The following is a 19,949-nucleotide window of genomic DNA, read 5'->3' on the forward strand; positions in this document are numbered from 1 at the left end:
GGCGGAGGCCGTGCGGGGCGCCGAGCGCGCCGCGGGGCCCGCCGAGGACGTGCTGAGGCTGCTCGCGGAGAGTGACCAGACGGTCGCCGTGGCGGAATCCCTGACCGGAGGAATGGTCGCGGCCGAGTTGACGGCGGTGCCGGGGGCCTCCCGCTCCTTCCGCGGCTCGGTCACCGCCTACGCCACGGAGCTCAAGCACCGCGTGCTCGGGGTGGACGCGGGGCTACTGGCGGCGGAAGGCGCGGTGAACGCGCAGGTCGCGCAGGAGATGGCCGACGGGGTGCGGCGCGTGATGGGCGCTTCGTGGGGGATCTCGACCACCGGAGTGGCCGGTCCGGACCCGCAGGACGGGCAGCCGGTGGGCACCGTTTTCATCGCCGTGGCAGGTCCGACGGGCAGGAAAGCGACCCGGCTGTGGTTGAACGGCTCCCGTACGGAAATTCGTAAGGAGAGTGCACGGACTGTGCTCGAACTGTTGTCGAGCGAACTCCGCGAGAATCTGCGGGGGCAGGATACGGAACGGAACGGGGGGATTTGATGTTTGCAGCCCTGAGTGAACACGACATCGCTCCCCGCACGGCCGCGGCGCGAGGCGGTACGGTGGGGCGTGAAGGTTACGGCTACACGGTCAGAGGAGGGAGCCACCGATGATTCTGCTCCGTCGCCTGCTGGGTGACGTGCTGCGTCGGCAGCGCCAGCGCCAGGGCCGTACTCTGCGCGAAGTCTCCTCGTCCGCCCGAGTTTCGCTCGGCTATCTCTCCGAGGTGGAGCGGGGGCAGAAGGAGGCATCCTCCGAGTTGCTCTCCGCGATCTGCGACGCGCTGGACGTACGGATGTCCGAGCTGATGCGCGAAGTCAGCGACGAGCTGTCGCTGGCCGAGCTTGCGCAGTCGGCAGCTGCAAGCGAACCGGTGCCGGCACCGGTGCGCCCGATGCTCAATTCCGTCTCCGTGGCCTCGGTCACGGGACCGGAGCGGGTGACCATCAAGGCACCCGTGGAAGCGGTGAACGTCGTAGCCGCTTGAGTGCACGTGAACATGTGAGTGTGGCGGGAGCCCCGGGTGGTGCGTCGAGCACCGGCCCGGGGCTCCTTGCCGTGCGGGGGCCGTGGGGGCGTCGCAGTGGGCGTTCTGGGTGCGGGGGACGGGGTGGTGCGGGAGGATGGGCCCGTCCGGGATCCGGCCCGCTGGGAGGTGGCCGTGCGGCGGTTGCTCATACCCCTCGCCCTCGCGATGGGCGTGCTGTGGTGGTGGGCCGTGCTGCGGCTGACGCTGGCACCGGCCGAGGCCGGGCCCGTGGAGGGCGCGGTGGCGGTCGGAGGCTGGGGGCTGGGGCTGCTGCCGGTGCACTGCGCGCGGCGGGCGGACGCGGGGCGGCGGGGGCGGGCGGGCGATGTGGAGCCCGTCGTCGGGGTCACCAGGGCATCGACACTCCACCGTTCGGGCGAAGGATCTGGCCCGTCATGAAGGACGAGGCGTCGCAGGCGAGGTAGAGCACGGCCTGGGCGATGTCCTCGGGCTCGCCGACCCGGCCCAGCGGGGACATCCGCACCATCGTCGCCTCGGTGCGCTCCAGGACTTCGGCGCTGTGCCGGCCGGTCATCGGGGTGCGGATCCAGCCGGGGGCGACGGCGTTGACGCGGATGCCGTGCGGGCCGCTCTCGGTGGCGAGGGTCTTCGTCAGCTGGACCACGGCGGCCTTGGCGGCGCTGTAGCAGAGCAGTCCGGGCTGGGCGGCGTCCACGGCGCCGGAGGCCATGGTGATCACCGAACCGGGGCGGCCCGCGGCGATCATGGCCCGCACACCCTCCTGGCAGGTGCGCAGCACCCCTTTGAAGTTCACATCCAGGATCCGGTCGAGGTCCTCGTCGGTGGTCTCCAGGACGCTGCTGGTGTGCATGACCCCGGCGATCGCGGCGACGACGTCGAGCGGACCGGCCGCGGCGACGGCGGTCCGCAGGGCGGCCCGGTCGGTGACGTCGAGGGGGTGGGCCGTGGCGGCCCCGCCGGCGCCGGTGATCAGGGACGTCGTCCCGGCGAGGCCGATCTCGTCGCGGTCCGCGCAGTGCACCCTCGCGCCCGCGCGGGCCAGGAGCGCGGCGGTGGCGCGGCCGATGCCGCTGGCGGCCCCGGTGACGAAGGCGGTGCGGCCGGTGAGGTCGTACGCGATGGCGGGTGTGGGCATGCAGGGACGGTACGAGTGGATCTGACGACCCGTCAACCGGTGCGGTGGCGTCCGGTGGGTGCGGGGGCGGGCCCGGACTGGCAGCGCGGGCACCAGTACGTGGGGCGGTCGTCCTGCGCGGCGTGCAGGACGGAGGCGCCGCAGCGCAGGCAGGGGCGGTGGTCGCGGCCGTAGACGAACAGCTCCCTACCGGGCAGGCGGCTGCCGGTGGTGGAGCGGCGCCCGTGCGCGCCGATGTTCGCGGCCAGCAGGCGCTGGGCCGCTGCCGCGAGGCGGGGGAGGGTGACCTCCGGATCGGGGAGCGCGCCGACCGGGGTCCAAGGGGTGGCCTGCGCGAGGAAGCAGGTCTCGGACTTGTAGATGTTGCCGATGCCAGCCAGGTTGCGCTGGTCGAGCAGGGCTTCGCCGAGGGGGCGGTCCGGGTCGGAGAGCAGGTTGTCGGCGGCCCGTGCGGGGTCCCAGTCGGGGCCGAGCAGGTCGGGGCCGAGGTGGCCGACGACCCGTTCCTCCTCGGCGGTGCGGATCAGCTCCAGGACGGGCAGCCGGTAGCCGACGGCGGTGGTGTCGGCGGTGCCGAGCACGGCGCGGATCTCGTAATCGGGGCCGCCGCGCCACTTCTCGCCCGGGGCGAAGACGTGCCAGGCGCCGTCCATGCGCAGGTGGCTGTGGAGGGTGAGGCCGCCTTCGATGCGGGCGAGGAGGTGCTTGCCGCGCGGGGTGACGTCCAAGGTGGTGCGGCCGGTGAGGTCGGCGAGGGCGAAGCGCGGGACGCGCAGGTCGCTGAGGGTCAACGGCTTGCCGGCGAGGGCGGTGTGCAGCCGGCTCGCGGCGCGGTGGACGCTGTCTCCTTCGGGCATGGGGCCATTGTCGCGCCGGGCGGTCGCCGACGGGGTCCGCCGGGCCCGCGGCGGACGACGCGACCCCCGCCGACGGCGCCGGCGGGGGTTCGTGGTCGGGGGGCCCGGGGGCCGCCGGCTACTTCCAGACGAGTTCCTTGTTCTTGCTCAGGATGTTGTACGGGTCGCCCCAGTACTGGGCGCCGGTCACCTTCGTCTGGGCCGACGGGGCCAGGGCGAGGGCGCAGCCGGTCTGCGTCTTTCCGTTGGTGAAGCCCTTCGGCAGGGACTCGTTCGGGCACTTCTCGAACGTGCCGATGATCGACACGCCCTGGGCCTCGCTGCCGTCCGGGAGGAGGCCCTTGATGTGGCCCACGGAGGTGTGCGACAGGTCGACGGTGCCGGTGTTCTGAACGGAGTACCGGACGTAGTAGGGGATCATCCCCTTGACCTTGTCGCCGAGCTTGAGGGCGTCCAGGTCGGCCGGGTTGCCCTGCTCGATGGCGGTGACGGTGAGGGCGATCTGGCCGCCCTTGGTGCTGCCGTAGTCGAACGGTATCCGCGCGGCCTCGCCGATCCTGAAGACCTGGCCGGACTTCGCGGTGCCGTTGGAGCCGGGGGCGGGCGCCGTTCCGGCGTCGGCGCTCGCGCTCGACGAGGAGCTGGGGGCGGCCGGGGTGCTGGGCTGGGCCGAGGGTGAGGCCGGTCGGCTCTCCTGGGTGCTGGGCCGGTCCGCGGGGAGCTCCTCGTTGCCGTTCTTGCAGCCGGTGAGGGCCAGGCCGGCACAGACGGCCAGGCCGACCGCGCCGAAGGTGGTTCCGCGCATGTTGATGGTGCTCACTCTTGGTTCCCCCATGGTGGTGCACCGCCCGTGCGGTGCTGTGATCATCTTGATAGGGCATGGACGAGGGCCCGGGCGAGCTCAGGGGCGGCCGGGAACCGTTTCGTGACATGGCCAGAACAGGCGCGGCACAGTCGAGACCGGATCGAGTCCTCGGCCGCCCCCGCCCCCGGACGCGGGCACTCCGCTCAGCTGCGCAGCCGCAGGCCCCTCGGGGTCGCATGGAAACCGGCCGCCTCCAGGTCGGCGCCCAAGGGCGAGGTCAGGGCCGCGGCGGCGTTGACCCGCTCCACGGTGAGCGCCGGGAGGGTGCCCGTACGGGACGCCGTGACCAGGGCCGTCGTGGCCGCCAGGAGCCGCGGGTCCCCGGCCTCCGGCCAGGCCAGCAGGGTCTTGCCGCCGCGCTCCAGGTACAGGGTGAGCTCCCCGTCCACCAGGACCACCAGGGAGCCCGCCTTGCGGCCCGGCTTGTGCGTCGCGTCGCCCGGGGGATCGGGCCAGGGCAGGGCCGCCCCGTACGCGTTCGCCGGGTCGGCGGCGGCCAGGACGACCGCTGCCAGCGGGGGCGGGGTGCGCTCGGCCGCCCGGAGCCGGTCCACGGCGCCGTCCATCGCGAACTGGGCCGCGCCCAGCCCCTCCACCACGTACCCCCGGCGGGCCTGGCCGCTGTCCTCGAACGCGGACAGCACCCGGTAGACGGCGCTGAAGCCGCCCGCGACGCCCTCGGCCGCCACCGCTCCCCGGGTGACCACCCCGTGCCGGTCCAGCAGGGTGCGGGCCAGGGCGTGGGCCCGGTGCGTCGGGTCGGGGGCGGCGGCCGGCAGCAGCGACCAGCGGCCCGAGACCGTCGGCGGACCCGTACGGGAGACGGTCCCGCCGAGGGTGCCGTAGCGCCCGCGCGGGACGGTGCGCCGGGCCCGGTGCGCGGTGGCGCCCGCCGTCCGGCCGGAGCCCAGCAGGGAACGCAGCGGGGCCAGGGTGTCGTTCGTCAGCCGGCCGGACCAGGCCAGGTCCCACACCACCGAGGACAGCTCCAGGTCGGATACCTCCGGGTGCCTGGCGCGGACCGACTGGGTGAGCTGGCGGAAGAACAGGCCGAAGCCCCCCGACAGGGCGTCGAGGACGGCCTTGTGGAGTTCGCCGAGTTCCAGCGGGTGCGGCTCGGGGAGCAGCAGCGGCGCGGCGTCCGCCAGGTAGAGCGAGACCCAGCCGTCCTTGCCGGGCAGGGCTCCGGCGCCCGCCCACACCACCTCGCCCGTCGTGGTCAGCTCGTCCAGCATGGCGGGGGAGTACCCGGCCACCCGCGACGGCAGGACCAGCCGCTCCAGGGCCGAGGCGGGGACCGCCGCCCCCTGGAGCTGTTCGACGGCGCGGGCCAGGCCGTCGATGCCGCGCAGGCCGCCGCCCAGGTGCTGCCACTGGGGCAGGAAGGTGGCCAGCGAGGTCGGCGGGACCGGCTCCAGTTCCTGGCGCAGCGCCGCCAACGAGCGGCGGCGCAGCCGGCGCAGCACGGCCGCGTCGCACCACTCCTGACCGCTGCCCGCCGGATGGAACTCGCCCTGGACCAGCCGACCCGCCGCCGCGAGGCGGTGCAGGGCGCCCTCGGTGACCGCCGTGCCCAGACCCAGCCGGGCCGCGACGACGGGCGTCGTGAACGGGCCGTGGGTGCGGGCGTACCGGGCGAGGAGGTCGCCGAGGGGGTCCTTCACCGGTTCCGTGAACGCCTCGGGCACCCCGACCGGCAGGGCCGTGCCCAGGGCGTCCCGCAACCGGCCCGCGTCCTCGATCGCCGCCCAGTGCTCCACGCCCCCGATCCGGACGTCGACGACGCGGCGGGCGGCGCCGAGTTCGCGGACCCACGCCGGGTCCGCGCCGCGCTCGGTCAGCTCCGCGTCGGTGAGCGGGCCCAGCAGCCGCAGCAGGTCGGCCACCGATTCGGCGTCCTTGGCCCGCCGCTCCGGGGTCAGCCACTGGAGCTCCCGCTCCAGGTCCTCCAAGACCTGCGCGTCCAGCAGTTCGCGCAGTTCCGCCTGGCCGAGTAGCTCCGCGAGCAGCCGGGAGTCCAGCGACAGCGCCGCCGCCCTGCGCTCGGCGAGCGGCGAGTCGCCCTCGTACAGGAACTGGGCGACGTAACCGAACAGCAGGGAACGGGCGAACGGCGAGGGCTCGGGGGTGGTGACCTCGACCAGCCGGACCCGGCGCGCTTCGATGTCCCCCATCAGCTCGGTCAGGCCCGGGACGTCGAAGACGTCCTGGAGGCATTCGCGCACGGCCTCCAGCACGATCGGGAAGGAGCCGAACTCCGAGGCGACCTGGAGCAGTTGCGAGGCCCGCTGGCGCTGCTGCCACAACGGGGTGCGCTTGCCCGGGCTGCGCCGCGGCAGCAGCAGCGCGCGGGCGGCGCACTCGCGGAAGCGGGAGGCGAACAGGGCGGAGCCGCCGACCTGGTCGGTGACGATCCCGTTCACGTCGCCCCGGTCGAAGGTGACGTCGGCCGCGCCCAGCGGGGGCTGGTCGTCGTCGAACCCGTGGGTGGGGACGTGCGCGGGATCGTGGTCGAGGAGGTCCATGGACAGCAGGTCGGCGTCCGGCAGGCGCAGCACGATGCCGTCGTCGGCGTGCATGACCTGCGCGTCCATGCCGTACTTCTCGGCCAGCCGGGCGCCGAGGGCCAGCGCCCAGGGGGCGTGCACCTGGGCGCCGAACGGCGAGTGGACCACGACCCGCCAGTCGCCCAGTTCGTCACGGAACCGCTCGACGACGATGGTCCGGTCGTCCGGTACGTGGCCGCAGGCCTCGCGCTGCTCGGTGAGGTAGGCGAGGACGTTGTCGGCGGCCCAGGCGTCCAGGCCCGCCGCGAGCAGTCGCAGCCGGGCGTCCTCCTCGCTCAGGGCGCCCAGTTCGCGCAGGAACGCGCCGACCGCGCGGCCCAGTTCCAGGGGGCGGCCCAGCTGGTCGCCCTTCCAGAACGGCAGCCGGCCGGGTACCCCGGGCGCGGGGGTGACCAGGACCTGGTCGCGGGTGATGTCCTCGATGCGCCAGGAGGTGGTGCCCAAGGTGAACACGTCACCCACGCGGGACTCGTAGACCATCTCCTCGTCGAGCTCACCGACCCGGCCGCCGCCCCTGCCGCCCTTCTTCGTGTCGGACGCGGCGCTGCCCGCGAGGAAGACGCCGAACAGGCCGCGGTCGGGGATGGTGCCGCCGGAGGTGACGGCCAGCCGCTGGGCGCCCGGTCGGCCCGTGATCGTCCCCGCGACGCGGTCCCACACCACGCGGGGCCGCAGTTCGGCGAACGCGTCCGAGGGGTAGCGGCCCGCCAGCATGTCCAGCACCGCCGTGAACGCCGACTCCGGCAGGGCGGCGAAGGGCGCCGCGCGGCGCACCAGGGCCAGCAGCTCGTCCAGCTGCCAGGTGTCCATCGCGGTCATCGCGACCACCTGCTGGGCGAGGACGTCCAACGGGTTGGAGGGGATCCGCAGCGATTCGATCGAGCCGGTGCGCATCCGCTCGGTCACCACGGCGGCCTGGACCAGGTCGCCCCGGTACTTGGGGAACACCACGCCCGTGGAGACCGCGCCCACCTGGTGGCCGGCGCGGCCCACCCGCTGGAGCCCGGAGGCCACCGACGGCGGCGACTCGACCTGGATCACCAGGTCCACCGCGCCCATGTCGATGCCCAGTTCGAGGCTGGAGGTGGCGACCACGGCGGGCAGCCGGCCCGCCTTCAGGTCCTCCTCGACCAGGGCCCGCTGCTCCTTGGACACCGAGCCGTGGTGCGCGCGGGCCAGCAGCGGCGGGGCGCCGAGGGCCGCGCCCGACTGCGCCATGACCTCGGCCGGCGAAGCGCCCTCCGGCAGGGCGGCGCCGGTGGCCCGCTCGTGGGCGATCTCGTTGAGCCGGTTGCAGAGCCGTTCCGCTAGCCGGCGGGAGTTGGCGAACACGATCGTCGAGCGGTGGGCCTGCACCAGGTCCGCGATGCGCTCCTCCACGTGCGGCCAGATGGACGGCCTGTCGCCGCCCTCCTTGCCCTCGGTGGCGGGGGAGCCGCCCAGCTCGCCCATGTCCTGCACGGGAACGACCACCGACAGGTCGAACTCCTTGCCCGAGGGCGGCTGCACGATCTCGACGCGGCCGCGCGGCGCGAGGTAGCGGGCCACCTCGTCCACCGGACGGACCGTCGCCGACAGCCCGATCCTGCGCGCGGGGCGCGGCAGCAGCTCGTCCAGCCGCTCCAGCGACAGCGCCAGGTGGGCGCCTCGCTTGGTCCCGGCCACGGCGTGCACCTCGTCCAGGATCACCGTCTCGATGCCGGACAGCGCGTCGCGCGCGGCCGAGGTCAGCATCAGGAACAGTGACTCGGGCGTGGTGATCAGGATGTCCGGGGGCCGCGTGGCCAGGGCCCGCCGCTCGGCCGGCGGGGTGTCCCCCGACCGGATGCCCACCCGGATGTCCGGCTCGGGCAGGCCGAGGCGGGCCGATTCCTGCCGGATGCCGGTCAGCGGGCTGCGCAGGTTGCGCTCCACGTCGACGGCGAGGGCCTTCAGCGGGGACACGTACAGGACGCGGCAGCGCTTCTTGGCCTCGGCGGGCGGCGGGGTCGAGGCCAGTTGGTCGAGGGCGGCGAGGAAGGCCGCGAGGGTCTTGCCGGAGCCCGTCGGCGCCACCACCAGCACGTCCGAGCCCTCCCCGATGGCCCGCCAGGCACCCTCCTGCGCGGGGGTGGGCGTACGGAAGGCACCCGTGAACCAGGAGCGGGTCGCGGGCGAGAACGAGGAGAGCGCGGAGCCGGACATGCCCCCATCGTGCACCCCGGCACCGACATACGGCCCGACCTGCGAGAACGCCCCCACCCGGTCGGGCGCAGAATGGGGGGATGGGGACGGACGCGGAACGCGGGGAGTGGGCCCGGCACTGGCAGTACGCGGAACTGCCCGGTCTGGACCTGCTGCGCGCCCGCTACGTGCGCCACACCTTCCCGCGCCACGCCCACGACGGGTACGTGATCGCCGCCGTCACCGGGGGCGTCGAGGAGATCGGACTGCCCGGCGGCACCGTACGGGCCGGCCCCGGCAGCGTCGTGCTGATCAACCCCGAGGTCGCGCACACCGCGCGCGCCGGCGTTCCCGAGGGCTGGACGTACGCCACCCTCTACCCCTCCCGCGAGCTGATCACCGATGTCGCCGCCGAGATCGGCACCCCGCGCGGGACGCCCGGCTTCACCGCCGAGCCGGTCATCGACCTGCCGGGCTCCCGGGCGATCACCGAGGTCCACCGGGCCGCCGAGGAGGGCAACGCGCTGGCCGCCGACACCCTCCTGCGGAGCGTCGTGGCCCGGATGCTCACCCGGCACGCGGGCCCGCTGCCCGCCCTTACGCCGCACCGCGCGGGCGCCGCCGACGCCGAGCGGGCCCGGGCCGTGCTGGCGGAGCGGATGGCCCGGCCGCCCTCGCTGGAGCAGCTCGCGGCCGAACTGGGCACCGGCCCCTTCGCCCTGCTGCGGGCCTTCCGCGCCCGCTACGGCATGCCGCCGCACACCTGGTTGACCGACGCCCGGGTCCGGCGGGCCCGCCTGCTGCTGGACGGCGGGACCGCGCCGGCGGAGGCGGCCGTCGCCGTCGGCTTCACCGACCAGCCGCACCTGAACCGGCACTTCACCCGCATCGTCGGAGTTCCGCCGGGCGCCTACCGGCGGGAGCGGGCGGCCGGCTGACCGCGCGGGCCTGGGCGGCGAGTCCGCCGGGGTGAAGGACCGGGCCGGACGTGCAAGAACGTACAAGACGGGGCCGGCCCGGCCTGCGTACCTTCGGGGCGTGGGAGAACATCGGATGGTGATGCGGGAGACCCCCGAGAGGGTCGACGACGGGCGGCCCCGCGCCGCGGTCGTGCGGGACGCGCTCGGGGTGGGGGTGGCCGTCGGGCTGTCCGGGTTCGCGTTCGGCGTGACCGCCGCGGGCGCCGGGATCAGCGTGCTCCAGGCCTGCGTGCTGAGCCTGCTCGTCTTCACCGGAGCCTCGCAGTTCGCGCTGGTCGGAGCCCTGGCCTCGGGCGGCAACCCGTTCACCGCGGCCGCCGGCGCCTTCTTCCTCGGGACCCGCAACGCCTTCTACGGGCTGCGGCTGTCGCAGCTCCTCGCGCTGCCCCGGTTCCTGCGGCCGCTCGCCGCGCACTGGGTGATCGACGAGACCACCGCCGTGGCGCTCGCCCAACCCGACCGCAAGGCGGCCCGGCTCGGGTTCACCGTCACCGGCCTCAGCCTGTACCTCCTGTGGAACCTCACCACCCTCCTCGGGGCGTTGGGCGCCGAGGCCATCGGGGACACCGCCGCGTGGGGGCTGGACGCCGCCGGGCCCGCCGTGTTCCTGGCCCTGCTCGCGCCGATGCTCAGGACCGCCACCGAGCGGGCCGTCGCCGCGCTCGCCGTCGTCCTCGGACTGGGCTTCCTGCCCTTCCTGCCCGCGGGGGTGCCCGTACTGATCGCCGCGCTGGCCGCCCCGGCCGTCCTGTGGCTGAAGGGACGCCGCTCGTGAACGTCTGGATCGCCATCGGGATCACCGTCGTCGGGTGCTACGCCCTCAAGCTCGTCGGGCTGCTGGTGCCCGCCGGAGCACTGGAGCGGCCCCTGGTCCAACGGCTCGCCGCCCTGCTGCCCGTCGCGCTGCTCGCCGCGCTCACCGCGCAACAGACCTTCAGCACCGGCCACGAGCTCGTCCTCGACGCCCGGGCCGCCGGGCTCGCCGCCGCCGGGGCCGCGCTGCTGCTGCGGGCCCCCTTCCTCGTCGTGGTCGGCGCCGCGGTCGTGGTCACCGCGGCCGTGCGGGCCCTGGCAGGCTGACCCCGGTCAGGGGCCGCCCGTACGCCCGGAGCGTCAGCAGGGCCTCCAGGGTGGCGATCGGCCGCCGCTCCAGCGAACTGCCCGGCGCCCAGTCCGGGCGCCGCACCGGCCAGCCGCCGTCCGGCCGCTGCTCCGTGGCCAGGAAGTCCAGCGAGCGCCGCATCTCCTCGTCGGTGAACCAGCCCCGGGCCAGCGACTCGGGGCGCTGGGCGTAGTCGTACGGGAACAGCACCTCGCCCGGCGCGTACCCGGCCGACAGCGGGTACCGGTCGCGCCGGCCCGGGTCGAGCACCACCAGCCGCTGCTCGCGCACCAGCCGGCCGAGCCGGTCCGCGGCCGCCGCCGCGCGGGCCCGGTCGGGGACCCCGTCGAGGAAGGCCACCGCGCCGCGGGCCTCGTACGGGTGCGAGCGGCGCAGGTTCTCCACCCGCTCCCAGCAGAAGTCCGTCGCCCGGAACAGCCACGCGTGCCAGATCCGGTTGCGGTGCAGCAGCCCGACGACCGGCCCCGTGGTCACCAGCTCGCCCGGCGGGTCGTCGCACACGCGGTGGTAGGGGGCGGTCGGGTGGTGGCGCGGCGGCGGAAAGACCAGCGGGAGCGCCCCGTCCGGGGTGGAGACCGCGGTCAGGTGGCGGCAGAGCCGTTCGATGCGTTGCCCGGCGCAGCGGCCGAGGCCGTCCAGGACGCGCAGGGCGTGCGCGGTGTGCAGCGGCTGGCTCAGCGGGCCGCGCAGATCGGGGTCCAGGGCGTGCCCGTAGCCGCCGTCCGCGCCGAGGTAGGCGCCGAGGGCGGCGTCCACCGGGTCGGCCTCGCCGCCGAGGAAGTGGAACGCGAACCGGCGCTGCTCCAGGACGCGGGCCGTGAGCCAGATGAACTGCTCGGCGCGGACCAGCGGAGCCGATCGATCCGATCGATCCGCCGCCAGCGCCGCCTGTGGGGCTTGCGCGGCCTGTGGGGCGGGTGGGCCCGAGGGGGCCGGCGTGGAAGCTTCGTCTCCAGGCATGCGTGACACCGTAGGGCGCGGGGCCCGCCCCGCAGGGCCCGAACGCGACGGGTGCACTCTCCGGGGCGGGATACTGGAAGCATGCGGTTGACGACATTTTGGGAACGGATGGGCGAGCACTTCGGCGCCGGCTACGCCGACTCCTTCGCACGGGACCACGTCATGACGGAGCTGGGCGGGCGCACGGTCCACCAGGCGCTGGACGCGGGCTGGGAGGCCAAGGACGTGTGGCGCGCGGTGTGTTCGGCGATGGACGTACCGGCCACGCTGCGCTGAGGGCCGCGGGGGCCGGGCACTGCTTCGCGGTACGGCCGGTCGGTGGGCGAGACTGGGCCGCGTGGCAGTGACAGATGAGACGACCGACCCGCCCGCGGACGCCCCCGGCACGGCGCCCCCGACGGCCGCCGGTCCGCCCGGCGGCGGGCCGTGGCCGGCCGACCCGGGGCGGCCGGGCGGGCCGCCCACCGACGCCGCCCCGGCCGGGGCGGACGCGCGGATGCCGCGGTGGCTGCCGCGCGCGGTGATCCTCGTACTGGCGTTGGTCGCCTGCTTCCAACTCGGCAGCTGGGCCTTCCACCAGCTGATCGGCCTGCTGATCAACGTCCTGATCGCGTTCTTCCTCGCGCTCGCGATCGAGCCGGCCGTGGCCAGGATGGCGGCGCGCGGCGTGCGCCGCGGGCTCGCCACCTTCCTGGTCTTCCTCGGGGTGCTCGTCTTCGCGGTGGGCTTCCTCGCCCTGCTCGGCTCGATGCTCGCCGGGCAGATCGTCGACATGGTGGAGGGCTTCCCCCGCTACCTCGACTCGGTGATCAAGTCGATCAACGACACCTTCCACACCGAGCTGTCCCGGCTGGAGATCCAGGACAGCCTGCTGCACTCCGACTGGCTCCAGAAGTACGTGCAGAACAGCGCGACCGGCGTGCTGGACGTGTCCACGACCGTGCTCGGCGGACTCTTCCGACTGCTGACGGTCGGCCTGTTCTCCTTCTACTTCGCTGCCGACGGGCCGCGGCTGCGGCGCGCGCTGTGCTCCGTACTGCCGCCGGCCAAGCAGGCGGAGGTGTTGCGGGCCTGGGAGATCGCCGTCGCCAAGACGGGCGGCTACCTGTACTCGCGCGGGCTGATGGCGCTGATCTCCGGCGTCGCGCACTACGTGCTGTTCGCGTTCCTGGACGTGCCGTACGCGCCCGCGCTCGCGGTCTGGGTGGGGCTGGTCTCCCAGTTCATCCCCACCATCGGCACCTACCTGGCGGGCGCGCTGCCGATGCTGATCGCCTTCACCGTCAACCCCTGGTACGCGCTGTACGTGCTCGGGTTCGTGGTGGTCTACCAGCAGTTCGAGAACTACGTGCTGCAACCGAAGCTGACCTCGAAGACCGTCGACATCCACCCGGCGGTGGCGTTCGGTTCGGTCATCGCGGGCACCGCCCTGCTGGGCGCGGTCGGGGCGCTCATCGCGATCCCGGCCGTCGCCACGTCGCAGGCGTTCCTCGGCGCGTACGTGAAGCGGTACGCGCTGACGGAACACGCGGACGTCTCTACCGCCCGTTCTCGTCCGGGGCGGCGAGTACGGCTGCCATGGCGTCGTTGACCCAACCCTCGACGGCGTCCTTGGTGACGCCGAGGCCGCTCAGCGGACCCGTGCCGTGCTCCAGTTCCAGCAGCGCCAGCAGGACGTGCTCGGTGCCCACGTAGTTGTGGCCCAGGCGCAGGGCCTCGCGGAAGGTGAGCTCCAGGACCTTCTTCGCGGAGGCGTCGAAGGGGACGAGGTCGGGCACCGACTCCGCGGCGGCGGGCAGGCCGGCGACGGCCGCCGTGCGGACGGCGTCGGCCGTGACGCCCCGGGCGGTGAGGGCGTGCGCCGCGAGGCCGTCGGGCTCGGACAGCAGGCCGAGGAGCAGGTGCTCGGTGCGGATCTCGGTGTTGCCGGCGGCGCGGGCCTCGTTCTGCGCGGTCACGACGACGTTGCGGGCGCGGGGGGTGAAGCGGCCGAAGCCCTCGTTGGGGTCGATACCGGGCTCGCCCTCCTTGTCGGCCTTGGGGACGAAGCGCTTCTGGGCGGCCTGGCGCGTGACGCCCATGCTGCGGCCGATGTCGGTCCAGGAGGCGCCGGAGCGGCGGGCCTGGTCGACGAAGTGACCGATGAGGTGGTCGGCCACGTCACCGAGGGACTCGGCGGCGACGACGGCGCCGCTGAGCTGCTCCAGGGTGTCGGTGTGGACCTTCTTGATGGCCTCGATGAGATCGTCCAGGCGCACCGGATTGATCATGCGGACGGGTTCCACGGGAGGGGTCGTCATGAGTGCAACCCTAGGTTGACACCCCAGGGGTGTCAACCTTCGGTTGTCAGTCGGCCGGGCCTGCGGCGTGCGGGAGCGGACTCACGGCGTACGGGAGAACGAGCGCCGGTACGAGCGCGGCGGCACGCCCCGGCGGCGCACGAACTGCTCGCGCAGGACGGCCGCGCTCCCGTACCCGACCCGCCGGGCGATCTCCTCCACCGGCAGGTCCGTGGTCTCCAGCAGCTCCTCGGCACCGCTCAGCCGCAGGCTCCGTACCCAGGCGTACGGGGTGGTGCCCGTCGCGGCGGTGAACCGGCGGGCGAAGGAACGTTTGCTCATCATGGCGCGACGGGCCGGCTCCGCCACCGGCAGCGCCTCGTGCAGGTTCTCCCGCACCCAGGCCAGCACCTCGGCCGGCCGCTCGTCGCGCCCGTCCCGCGGGGCGGGCGCCGCCAGGTACTGGGCCTGCCCACCGTCGCGGTGCGAGGGCAGCACCACGTCCCGCGCCACGGCGTTCGGCGTCGCGGCGCCGTGCTCCCGCCGCAGCAGGTGCAGGCACAGGTCGAAGCCGGCCGCGGCGCCCGCGCCCGTGACGATCCGGCCCTCGTCGACGTACAGGGCGTCGGGTTCGACGGACGCCTCGGGGTGACGGTCGGCCGGCAGCGCGGCGAACCTCCAGGGCGTGGTGGCCCGCAGACCGTCGAGCAGACCGGCGGCGGCGAGTGCGAACGTACCGACGCAGTGGGCCGCGACCAGCGCGCCCCGCCCGTGCGCCGCCGACAGCGCGTCCGGCACGGCGGGGCCCGGCGGCGTACGGAAATCCGCCCCCGGCAGCGCGATCACCAGGTCGGCGACGGCCAACCGGTCCAGTCCGTGCGACACCGTCAGCGGCACGCCCGGATCGGCGGGGACCGGCCCCCGAAGCCCACGTCCACGACCACAAGGCCGTCTACGGCACGACCAGTGGACCGACCGGGACGCCGAGGGGCACGAACTCACCCCCTCCCTGCGCCTGATCCGTACCCCGGGCCACAGCCGCGAGGACATCACGCTGCCGGCGGGCACGGGCGAGGGCGTCATCGCCTTCGTGGGCGACCTGTGGTGGCGCCCCAACGGCCCCGTCGAGGACCCGGTCGCTCCGGACCACGAACTTCTGCGGGCCTCCCGGCTCCGCGTCCTGGGCGCCGCGGACGTGATCGTCCCGGGGCACGGCGGGGCCTTCCCGGCGGACGGTGCGGCTCCGCTGTAGGCCCGGCCGCGGTCCCGGATCGGTGTGTGCGGCTGCCGGACACGGGGGTGTCGGCAGCCGTGGCGCCGACGGCGGTGAGGGCGGCGGACGTAGTCGGCTGCTGGGGTCGCGGTCATGGGGAAGCGGGGCGGCGCGGCTTGGCGCCCGTGGCGGGTGGGGCGGGCGTGGCGCGCTTGACAGGAAAATCGAACATCCATTCTGATGAGTTATCCACAGCTGACCCTGGCGTGGGAGCGCATTGTCAGTGGCAGGCGTTAGCGTCAATGGCGTGAAGCGATCGACTCAAGCAAATCGGGTGGAACCCATGGCAGGCACCGACCGCGAGAAGGCTCTCGACGCCGCACTCGCACAGATTGAACGGCAATTCGGCAAGGGTGCGGTCATGCGCCTCGGCGACAAGCCGAACGACCCCATCGAGGTCATCCCCACCGGGTCGACCGCGCTGGACATCGCCCTCGGCGTGGGCGGGCTGCCCCGCGGCCGCGTGATCGAGGTGTACGGACCGGAATCCTCCGGTAAGACCACGCTGACCCTGCACGCCGTGGCCAACGCGCAGAAGGCCGGCGGCACCGTCGCCTTCGTGGACGCCGAGCACGCGCTCGACCCCGAGTACGCGAAGGCCCTGGGCGTCGACACCGACAACCTCATCCTCTCCCAGCCCGACACCGGCGAGCAGGCGCTGGAGATCGTGGACATGCTGGTCCGCTCCGGCGCCCTCGACCTCATCGTCATCGACTCCGTGGCGGCGCTCGTGCCCCGTGCGGAGATCGAGGGCGAGATGGGTGACTCGCACGTGGGTCTCCAGGCCCGTCTGATGAGCCAGGCCCTGCGAAAGATCACGGGTGCGCTCAACCAGTCCAAGACCACCGCCATCTTCATCAACCAGCTCCGCGAGAAGATCGGTGTGATGTTCGGCTCGCCGGAGACCACCACCGGTGGCCGCGCGCTGAAGTTCTACGCCTCCGTGCGTCTGGACATCCGCCGCATCGAGACCCTCAAGGACGGCACGGACGCGGTGGGCAACCGCACCCGCGTCAAGGTCGTCAAGAACAAGGTCGCGCCGCCCTTCAAGCAGGCCGAGTTCGACATCCTCTACGGCCACGGCATCAGCCGCGAGGGCGGCCTGATCGACATGGGTGTGGAGCACGGCTTCGTCCGCAAGGCCGGTGCCTGGTACACGTACGAGGGCGACCAGCTCGGCCAGGGCAAGGAGAACGCCCGCAACTTCCTGAAGGACAACCCCGACCTCGCCAACGAGATCGAGCGGAAGATCAAGGAGAAGCTGGGCGTGGGCGTCCGCAAGGTCGACCCCGCCGCCGAGGAGGCGGGCGCCGCACCGGCCGATGCCGCCGCGGCCGTACCCGCCCCGGCGTCGAAGGCCAAGACGACGGCCAAGGCCGCCGTCGCCAAGAGCTGACCCGTGCGGGAGCAGGAAAGGGGCGGCGGAGGCGGCCGTGAAGGCCGCGGTCAGGAGCTGCCGCCCCAGAGTCCCGAGGAGCAGGCGCGGGCGATCTGCCTGCGGCTGCTCACCGGGATGCCCCGCACCAGGCGGCAGCTCGCGGACGCCCTGGAGAAGCGGGGCATCCCCGAGGAGGTGTCGCAGGAGGTCCTCTCCCGGTACGAGGAGGTCGGCCTGATCGACGACGCGGCCTTCGCCGGGGCCTGGGTCGAGTCCCGCCACCGCGGCCGGGGCCTGGCCCGCCGCGCCCTCGCGCAGGAACTGCGGACCAAGGGGGTCCACACCACCCTCGTACAGGAGGCGCTGGAACAGCTGGACTCCGAGCAGGAGGAACGGACGGCCCGGGAACTCGTGGAGCGCAAGCTCCGCGCCACCCGCGGCCTGGACCGGGACAAGCGGATCCGGCGCCTCGCGGGCATGCTCGCCCGTAAGGGATATCCGGAGGGCATGGCCCTGCGGGTGGTCCGCCGCGCGCTGGAGGCGGAGGCCTACGAGGACGCCCACACCGACGACGTCGACGACCCGGGGTTCTCGACGGGCTGAGACGCGACGGAGCGACGGGCTGAGGCGCGACGGCTGAGGCGCGACGGCGGGCCGGGGTGGGGGTAGCCCCCGGGCGGGGACGCCGGAACGCTCCAATGTGAGGGAGCGGGCCCGGCGGCAGAGTTGCCCGCATGATGCTGCGTTACGCCCTCCAGACCGTCCGGGACCGCACAGCCGGCTTCCTCGGCGCCTTCGTCGCCCTCGTGTGCGCCGCGGCCCTGATCACCGCTTGCGGCACGCTGCTGGAAACCGGACTCCGCGGCCGGATCGCCACCGAGCGGTACGCGGCCGCGCCGGTGGTCGTCTCCGCCGACCAAAACGTCCACCGGACCACGGTCACGCAGAAGAAGGGCAAGACCAAGACGAAGCACAAGGCCAAGCCCGTCGCCGAGCGGGCCTGGCTGCCGGCCGGCGCCGTCGACACCGTCCGTGCCGTCCCCGGAGCCCTGCGCGTCGTACCCGAGCTGACCTTCCAGGCCGTGCCCGTCGGCTTGGCGGCGTCGGGCGGTCGGGCCGCGTCCGGCGGCGCGCCCTCGTACGGACACGCCTGGACCTCCGCAGTCCTCACCCCCTTCGCGCTCACCGACGGCCGCGCCCCGCAGAGCGGCGACGAGGTCGTCATCGACGGGGCACTGGCCGCCCGGGCCGGACTGGAGGCCGGAGCGCGACTCACCGTGCAGGCCACCGGGGAACCGAAGGCGTACACGGTCAGCGGGGTGGCGCGGCCGGCCGGCGGCGACCTCACCCGGCAGGAAGCCCTGTTCTTCAGCGACGCCGAGGCCGAGCGGCTCGCCGACCGGGCCGGCCGGGTCGCCGCCATCGCGGTGGTGCCGGCGCCCGGAGTGACCCCCGCGGAGCTCGCCGGCAGGGTCGCGCAGGCCCTGAAGGCCACCCCGCGGACCGCCACCGCACAGGTCGCCGTCGGGGACGCCCGGGGGCCGGTCGAGTTCCCGGACGCGGCCGGCGCCCGGATCAAACTGGTCTCCATGGGCGGGGCCATGGGCGGCACCTCCCTGCTCGTCGCCGTCCTGGTGGTCGTCGGCACCTTCGCCCTCTCCGTCCAGCAGCGCCACCGCGAACTCGCCCTGCTGCGTGCCATCGCCGCTACCCCGCGCCAACTGCGGAGCATGATCGGCCGCGAGGCGCTGATCGTCGGACTCGCCGCCGGGGTCGTCGGTGCGGTGGCCGGGCTGCCCCTCGCCGCCTGGCTGTACGGCCGCTTCGTCACCACCGGGGTCGTTCCGGCGACCCTGGAGCGCACCGCGGGGATCTTCCCGATGTGCGTCGCGGTCGGGGCGAGCCTGCTCGGCGCCTGGGCCGCCGCCCGGATCACCGGCCGGCGCATCGCCCGGATCCGTCCCGCCGAGGCGCTGGCCGAAGCCGCCGTCGAGCGCGGACGCCCCGCCTGGATCCGCACCCTCGCCGGGCTGCTGCTGCTCGCCGGCGGGGCCGCCCTGGTCGTCGTACTCGGATCGCTGCGCACGGAGCCGGCGTCGACGCCGGTGACCTTCCTGACCGTGGTGGTGCTGGCCGGAGCGGTCTCGCTGCTCGGACCCTGGCTGGTGCGGGCGACCGCGGCGCTGCTCGCCGGACCGCTGTCGCTGACCGGCGCCGGCGGTCACCTGGCCACCGCGAACCTGCGCGGCAACGCCACCCGCATGGCCGCCGCCGTCACCCCCCTCGCGCTGCTCGTCGGGATGACCTGCACCGTGCTCTTCGTCACCCCCACCCTCGGTGACGCGGCCCGCGCCCAGGCGCGGGAAGGAACGCGGGCCCCGTGGGTGCTCGCCGCGCGGGGCCCCGGCGTGACCCCGGCCGCCGCCGAACGGATCCGCCGCACGCCCGGGGTCACGGCGGCCACCGAGGTCGTACGTACGTCGGTGCGGGTCGGCCTGACCAAGTACGGGGCGCAGGGTGTGACCCCGGCCGGGCTGACCCGGACCTGGGACCCGGCCGTCACGAGCGGGAGCCTGGACGGCTTCGGCGAGGACGGCGCGGCAGTGAGCGAACTGGCCGCCGACGAGTTGGGGCTCAAGCCGGGCAGCCCGCTGGAACTGACCCTCGGGGACGGCACGCCCGCGACCCTCACGGTCCGCGCCGTCTACGCGCGGGGGCTCGGATTCGGGGACCTGACGCTCCCGCACACTCTGCTGGCCGCGCACGTGGACAACCCGCTGGCCTCCGCCGTACTGGTGGCGACGGAGCCGGGCACCGGGCGGGACCGGCTGACCGCCGCGCTGAAGGACCACCCCGAGGTGGCGGTGCTGTCCGCCGCGGCCGCCGACGCGGCGCGGGCCGACCAGCAGCGGGCCGGGGCCGAGATCAACCTCCTCGCCATGGGCCTCGTACTGGCCTTCACCGCCGTCTCGGTGGTCAACACCCTGGCGATGTCGACCGCCGAACGGTTCCGGGAGTTCGCGATGCTGCGGCTGGCCGGCGCCAAGCGCCGCCAGGTGCTGCGGATGATCCGTACGGAGACCCTGGCCGTGGTGCTGACCGGGGTGGTGCTCGGCTCCGGCATCGCGCTGTCCGTGCTCACCGCCTTCAGCCTGGGCATGACCGGTTCGGTCGCCCCGGCCGTCCTGGCGCCGGTGTACGCGCTGGTCGTCGGGGTGGCCGGGCTGCTGGCGCTGGTGGCCACCGCGGTGCCCGGGCGGTTCGCCCTGCGGGTGGCCCCGGTGGACGTGGCGACGTCCAAGGCATGACGAGTGTGACGC

General features: G+C 74.3%; 16 protein-coding genes and 2 pseudogenes. 11 read left to right on the forward strand and 7 right to left on the reverse strand.

What is annotated here, in order from left to right:
• Positions 1–10 precede the first annotated feature (10 nt).
• On the forward strand, positions 11–538 hold the full coding sequence (locus ACZ4XJ_RS22810) for a CinA family protein (RefSeq protein ID WP_468497161.1): 528 nt from the start codon (positions 11–13) through the stop codon (positions 536–538).
• A gap of 109 nt (positions 539–647) precedes the next feature.
• Positions 648–1,025, forward strand: a complete 378-nt coding sequence (locus tag ACZ4XJ_RS22815) for a helix-turn-helix domain-containing protein (RefSeq protein WP_281208997.1) — start codon at positions 648–650, stop codon at positions 1,023–1,025.
• A 388-nt stretch (positions 1,026–1,413) separates the two neighbouring features.
• On the opposite strand, the gene ACZ4XJ_RS22820 is transcribed toward ACZ4XJ_RS22815, so the two are convergent.
• From ACZ4XJ_RS22820 to ACZ4XJ_RS22835, 4 genes are all read right to left on the reverse strand, one after another.
• A complete protein-coding gene (locus ACZ4XJ_RS22820; protein ID WP_468497162.1) occupies positions 1,414–2,184 on the reverse strand; it encodes an SDR family NAD(P)-dependent oxidoreductase in 771 nt (256 codons plus the stop codon).
• A 32-nt stretch (positions 2,185–2,216) separates the two neighbouring features.
• Positions 2,217–3,041 carry a DNA-formamidopyrimidine glycosylase family protein gene (locus ACZ4XJ_RS22825; protein WP_468497163.1) on the reverse strand — a complete coding sequence of 275 codons (825 nt, stop codon included), beginning with the start codon at positions 3,039–3,041 and terminating at the stop codon, positions 2,217–2,219.
• Between the two features lie 118 nt (positions 3,042–3,159).
• The gene (locus tag ACZ4XJ_RS22830; protein ID WP_362879342.1) at positions 3,160–3,861 is read right to left on the reverse strand and encodes a hypothetical protein; all 702 of its coding nucleotides are present in this window, start codon (positions 3,859–3,861) and stop codon (positions 3,160–3,162) included.
• 188 nt (positions 3,862–4,049) lie between these two features.
• Complete coding sequence (locus ACZ4XJ_RS22835; RefSeq protein WP_468497164.1) at positions 4,050–8,657, reverse strand: ATP-dependent helicase; 4,608 nt, start codon at positions 8,655–8,657, stop codon at positions 4,050–4,052.
• An 80-nt stretch (positions 8,658–8,737) separates the two neighbouring features.
• Between ACZ4XJ_RS22835 and ACZ4XJ_RS22840 the strand changes: the two genes are divergently transcribed.
• From ACZ4XJ_RS22840 to ACZ4XJ_RS22850, 3 genes are all read left to right on the forward strand, one after another.
• Positions 8,738–9,574, forward strand: coding sequence for an AraC family transcriptional regulator (locus ACZ4XJ_RS22840; protein ID WP_362879338.1), 837 nt, complete (start codon positions 8,738–8,740; stop codon positions 9,572–9,574).
• A 115-nt stretch (positions 9,575–9,689) separates the two neighbouring features.
• Entirely contained in the window at positions 9,690–10,391 is a 702-nt protein-coding gene (locus ACZ4XJ_RS22845) for an AzlC family ABC transporter permease (protein WP_362879367.1), read from the forward strand.
• Positions 10,388–10,696, forward strand: a complete 309-nt coding sequence (locus ACZ4XJ_RS22850) for an AzlD domain-containing protein (RefSeq protein ID WP_362879337.1) — start codon at positions 10,388–10,390, stop codon at positions 10,694–10,696. The genes ACZ4XJ_RS22845 and ACZ4XJ_RS22850 overlap by 4 nt, the downstream gene beginning before the upstream one ends.
• Here ACZ4XJ_RS22850 and ACZ4XJ_RS22855 read toward each other — a convergent pair.
• On the reverse strand, positions 10,665–11,699 hold the full coding sequence (locus ACZ4XJ_RS22855; RefSeq protein ID WP_468497165.1) for a hypothetical protein: 1,035 nt from the start codon (positions 11,697–11,699) through the stop codon (positions 10,665–10,667). The two genes, ACZ4XJ_RS22850 and ACZ4XJ_RS22855, sit on opposite strands and share 32 nt — an antisense overlap.
• 81 nt (positions 11,700–11,780) lie before the next feature.
• Here ACZ4XJ_RS22855 and ACZ4XJ_RS22860 point away from each other — a divergent pair, with 81 nt between their 5' ends.
• Together ACZ4XJ_RS22860 and ACZ4XJ_RS22865 are read left to right on the forward strand one after the other, a co-directional pair.
• Positions 11,781–11,975 carry a DUF3046 domain-containing protein gene (locus ACZ4XJ_RS22860; RefSeq protein WP_362879333.1) on the forward strand — a complete coding sequence of 65 codons (195 nt, stop codon included), beginning with the start codon at positions 11,781–11,783 and terminating at the stop codon, positions 11,973–11,975.
• A gap of 220 nt (positions 11,976–12,195) precedes the next feature.
• Entirely contained in the window at positions 12,196–13,290 is a 1,095-nt protein-coding gene (locus tag ACZ4XJ_RS22865; RefSeq protein ID WP_468497318.1) for an AI-2E family transporter, read from the forward strand.
• On the opposite strand, the gene ACZ4XJ_RS22870 is transcribed toward ACZ4XJ_RS22865, so the two are convergent.
• Together ACZ4XJ_RS22870 and ACZ4XJ_RS22875 are read right to left on the reverse strand one after the other, a co-directional pair.
• The gene (locus ACZ4XJ_RS22870) at positions 13,238–13,999 is read right to left on the reverse strand and encodes a Clp protease N-terminal domain-containing protein (RefSeq protein ID WP_468497166.1); all 762 of its coding nucleotides are present in this window, start codon (positions 13,997–13,999) and stop codon (positions 13,238–13,240) included. The two genes, ACZ4XJ_RS22865 and ACZ4XJ_RS22870, sit on opposite strands and share 53 nt — an antisense overlap.
• 81 nt (positions 14,000–14,080) lie before the next feature.
• A pseudogene (locus ACZ4XJ_RS22875) lies at positions 14,081–14,899 on the reverse strand (GlxA family transcriptional regulator); the annotation flags it as partial.
• Between the two features lie 5 nt (positions 14,900–14,904).
• On the opposite strand from ACZ4XJ_RS22875, the pseudogene ACZ4XJ_RS22880 reads away from it, so the two are divergent.
• The 4 genes and pseudogenes from ACZ4XJ_RS22880 to ACZ4XJ_RS22895 form a co-directional block, all read left to right on the forward strand.
• A pseudogene (locus tag ACZ4XJ_RS22880) lies at positions 14,905–15,230 on the forward strand (MBL fold metallo-hydrolase); the annotation flags it as partial.
• A gap of 304 nt (positions 15,231–15,534) precedes the next feature.
• The gene (gene recA / locus ACZ4XJ_RS22885) at positions 15,535–16,647 is read left to right on the forward strand and encodes a recombinase RecA (RefSeq protein ID WP_362879330.1); all 1,113 of its coding nucleotides are present in this window, start codon (positions 15,535–15,537) and stop codon (positions 16,645–16,647) included.
• Positions 16,648–16,650: 3 nt separating this feature from the next.
• Positions 16,651–17,232 (forward strand): recombination regulator RecX, encoded by a 582-nt coding sequence (recX, locus tag ACZ4XJ_RS22890; protein ID WP_468497167.1) that lies wholly within the window; start codon positions 16,651–16,653, stop codon positions 17,230–17,232.
• 131 nt (positions 17,233–17,363) lie between these two features.
• On the forward strand, positions 17,364–19,937 hold the full coding sequence (locus tag ACZ4XJ_RS22895) for an ABC transporter permease (RefSeq protein ID WP_468497168.1): 2,574 nt from the start codon (positions 17,364–17,366) through the stop codon (positions 19,935–19,937).
• The last annotated feature ends 12 nt before the right edge of the window (positions 19,938–19,949 follow it).

This window comes from Streptomyces sp. NPDC029836 (assembly GCF_055574495.1).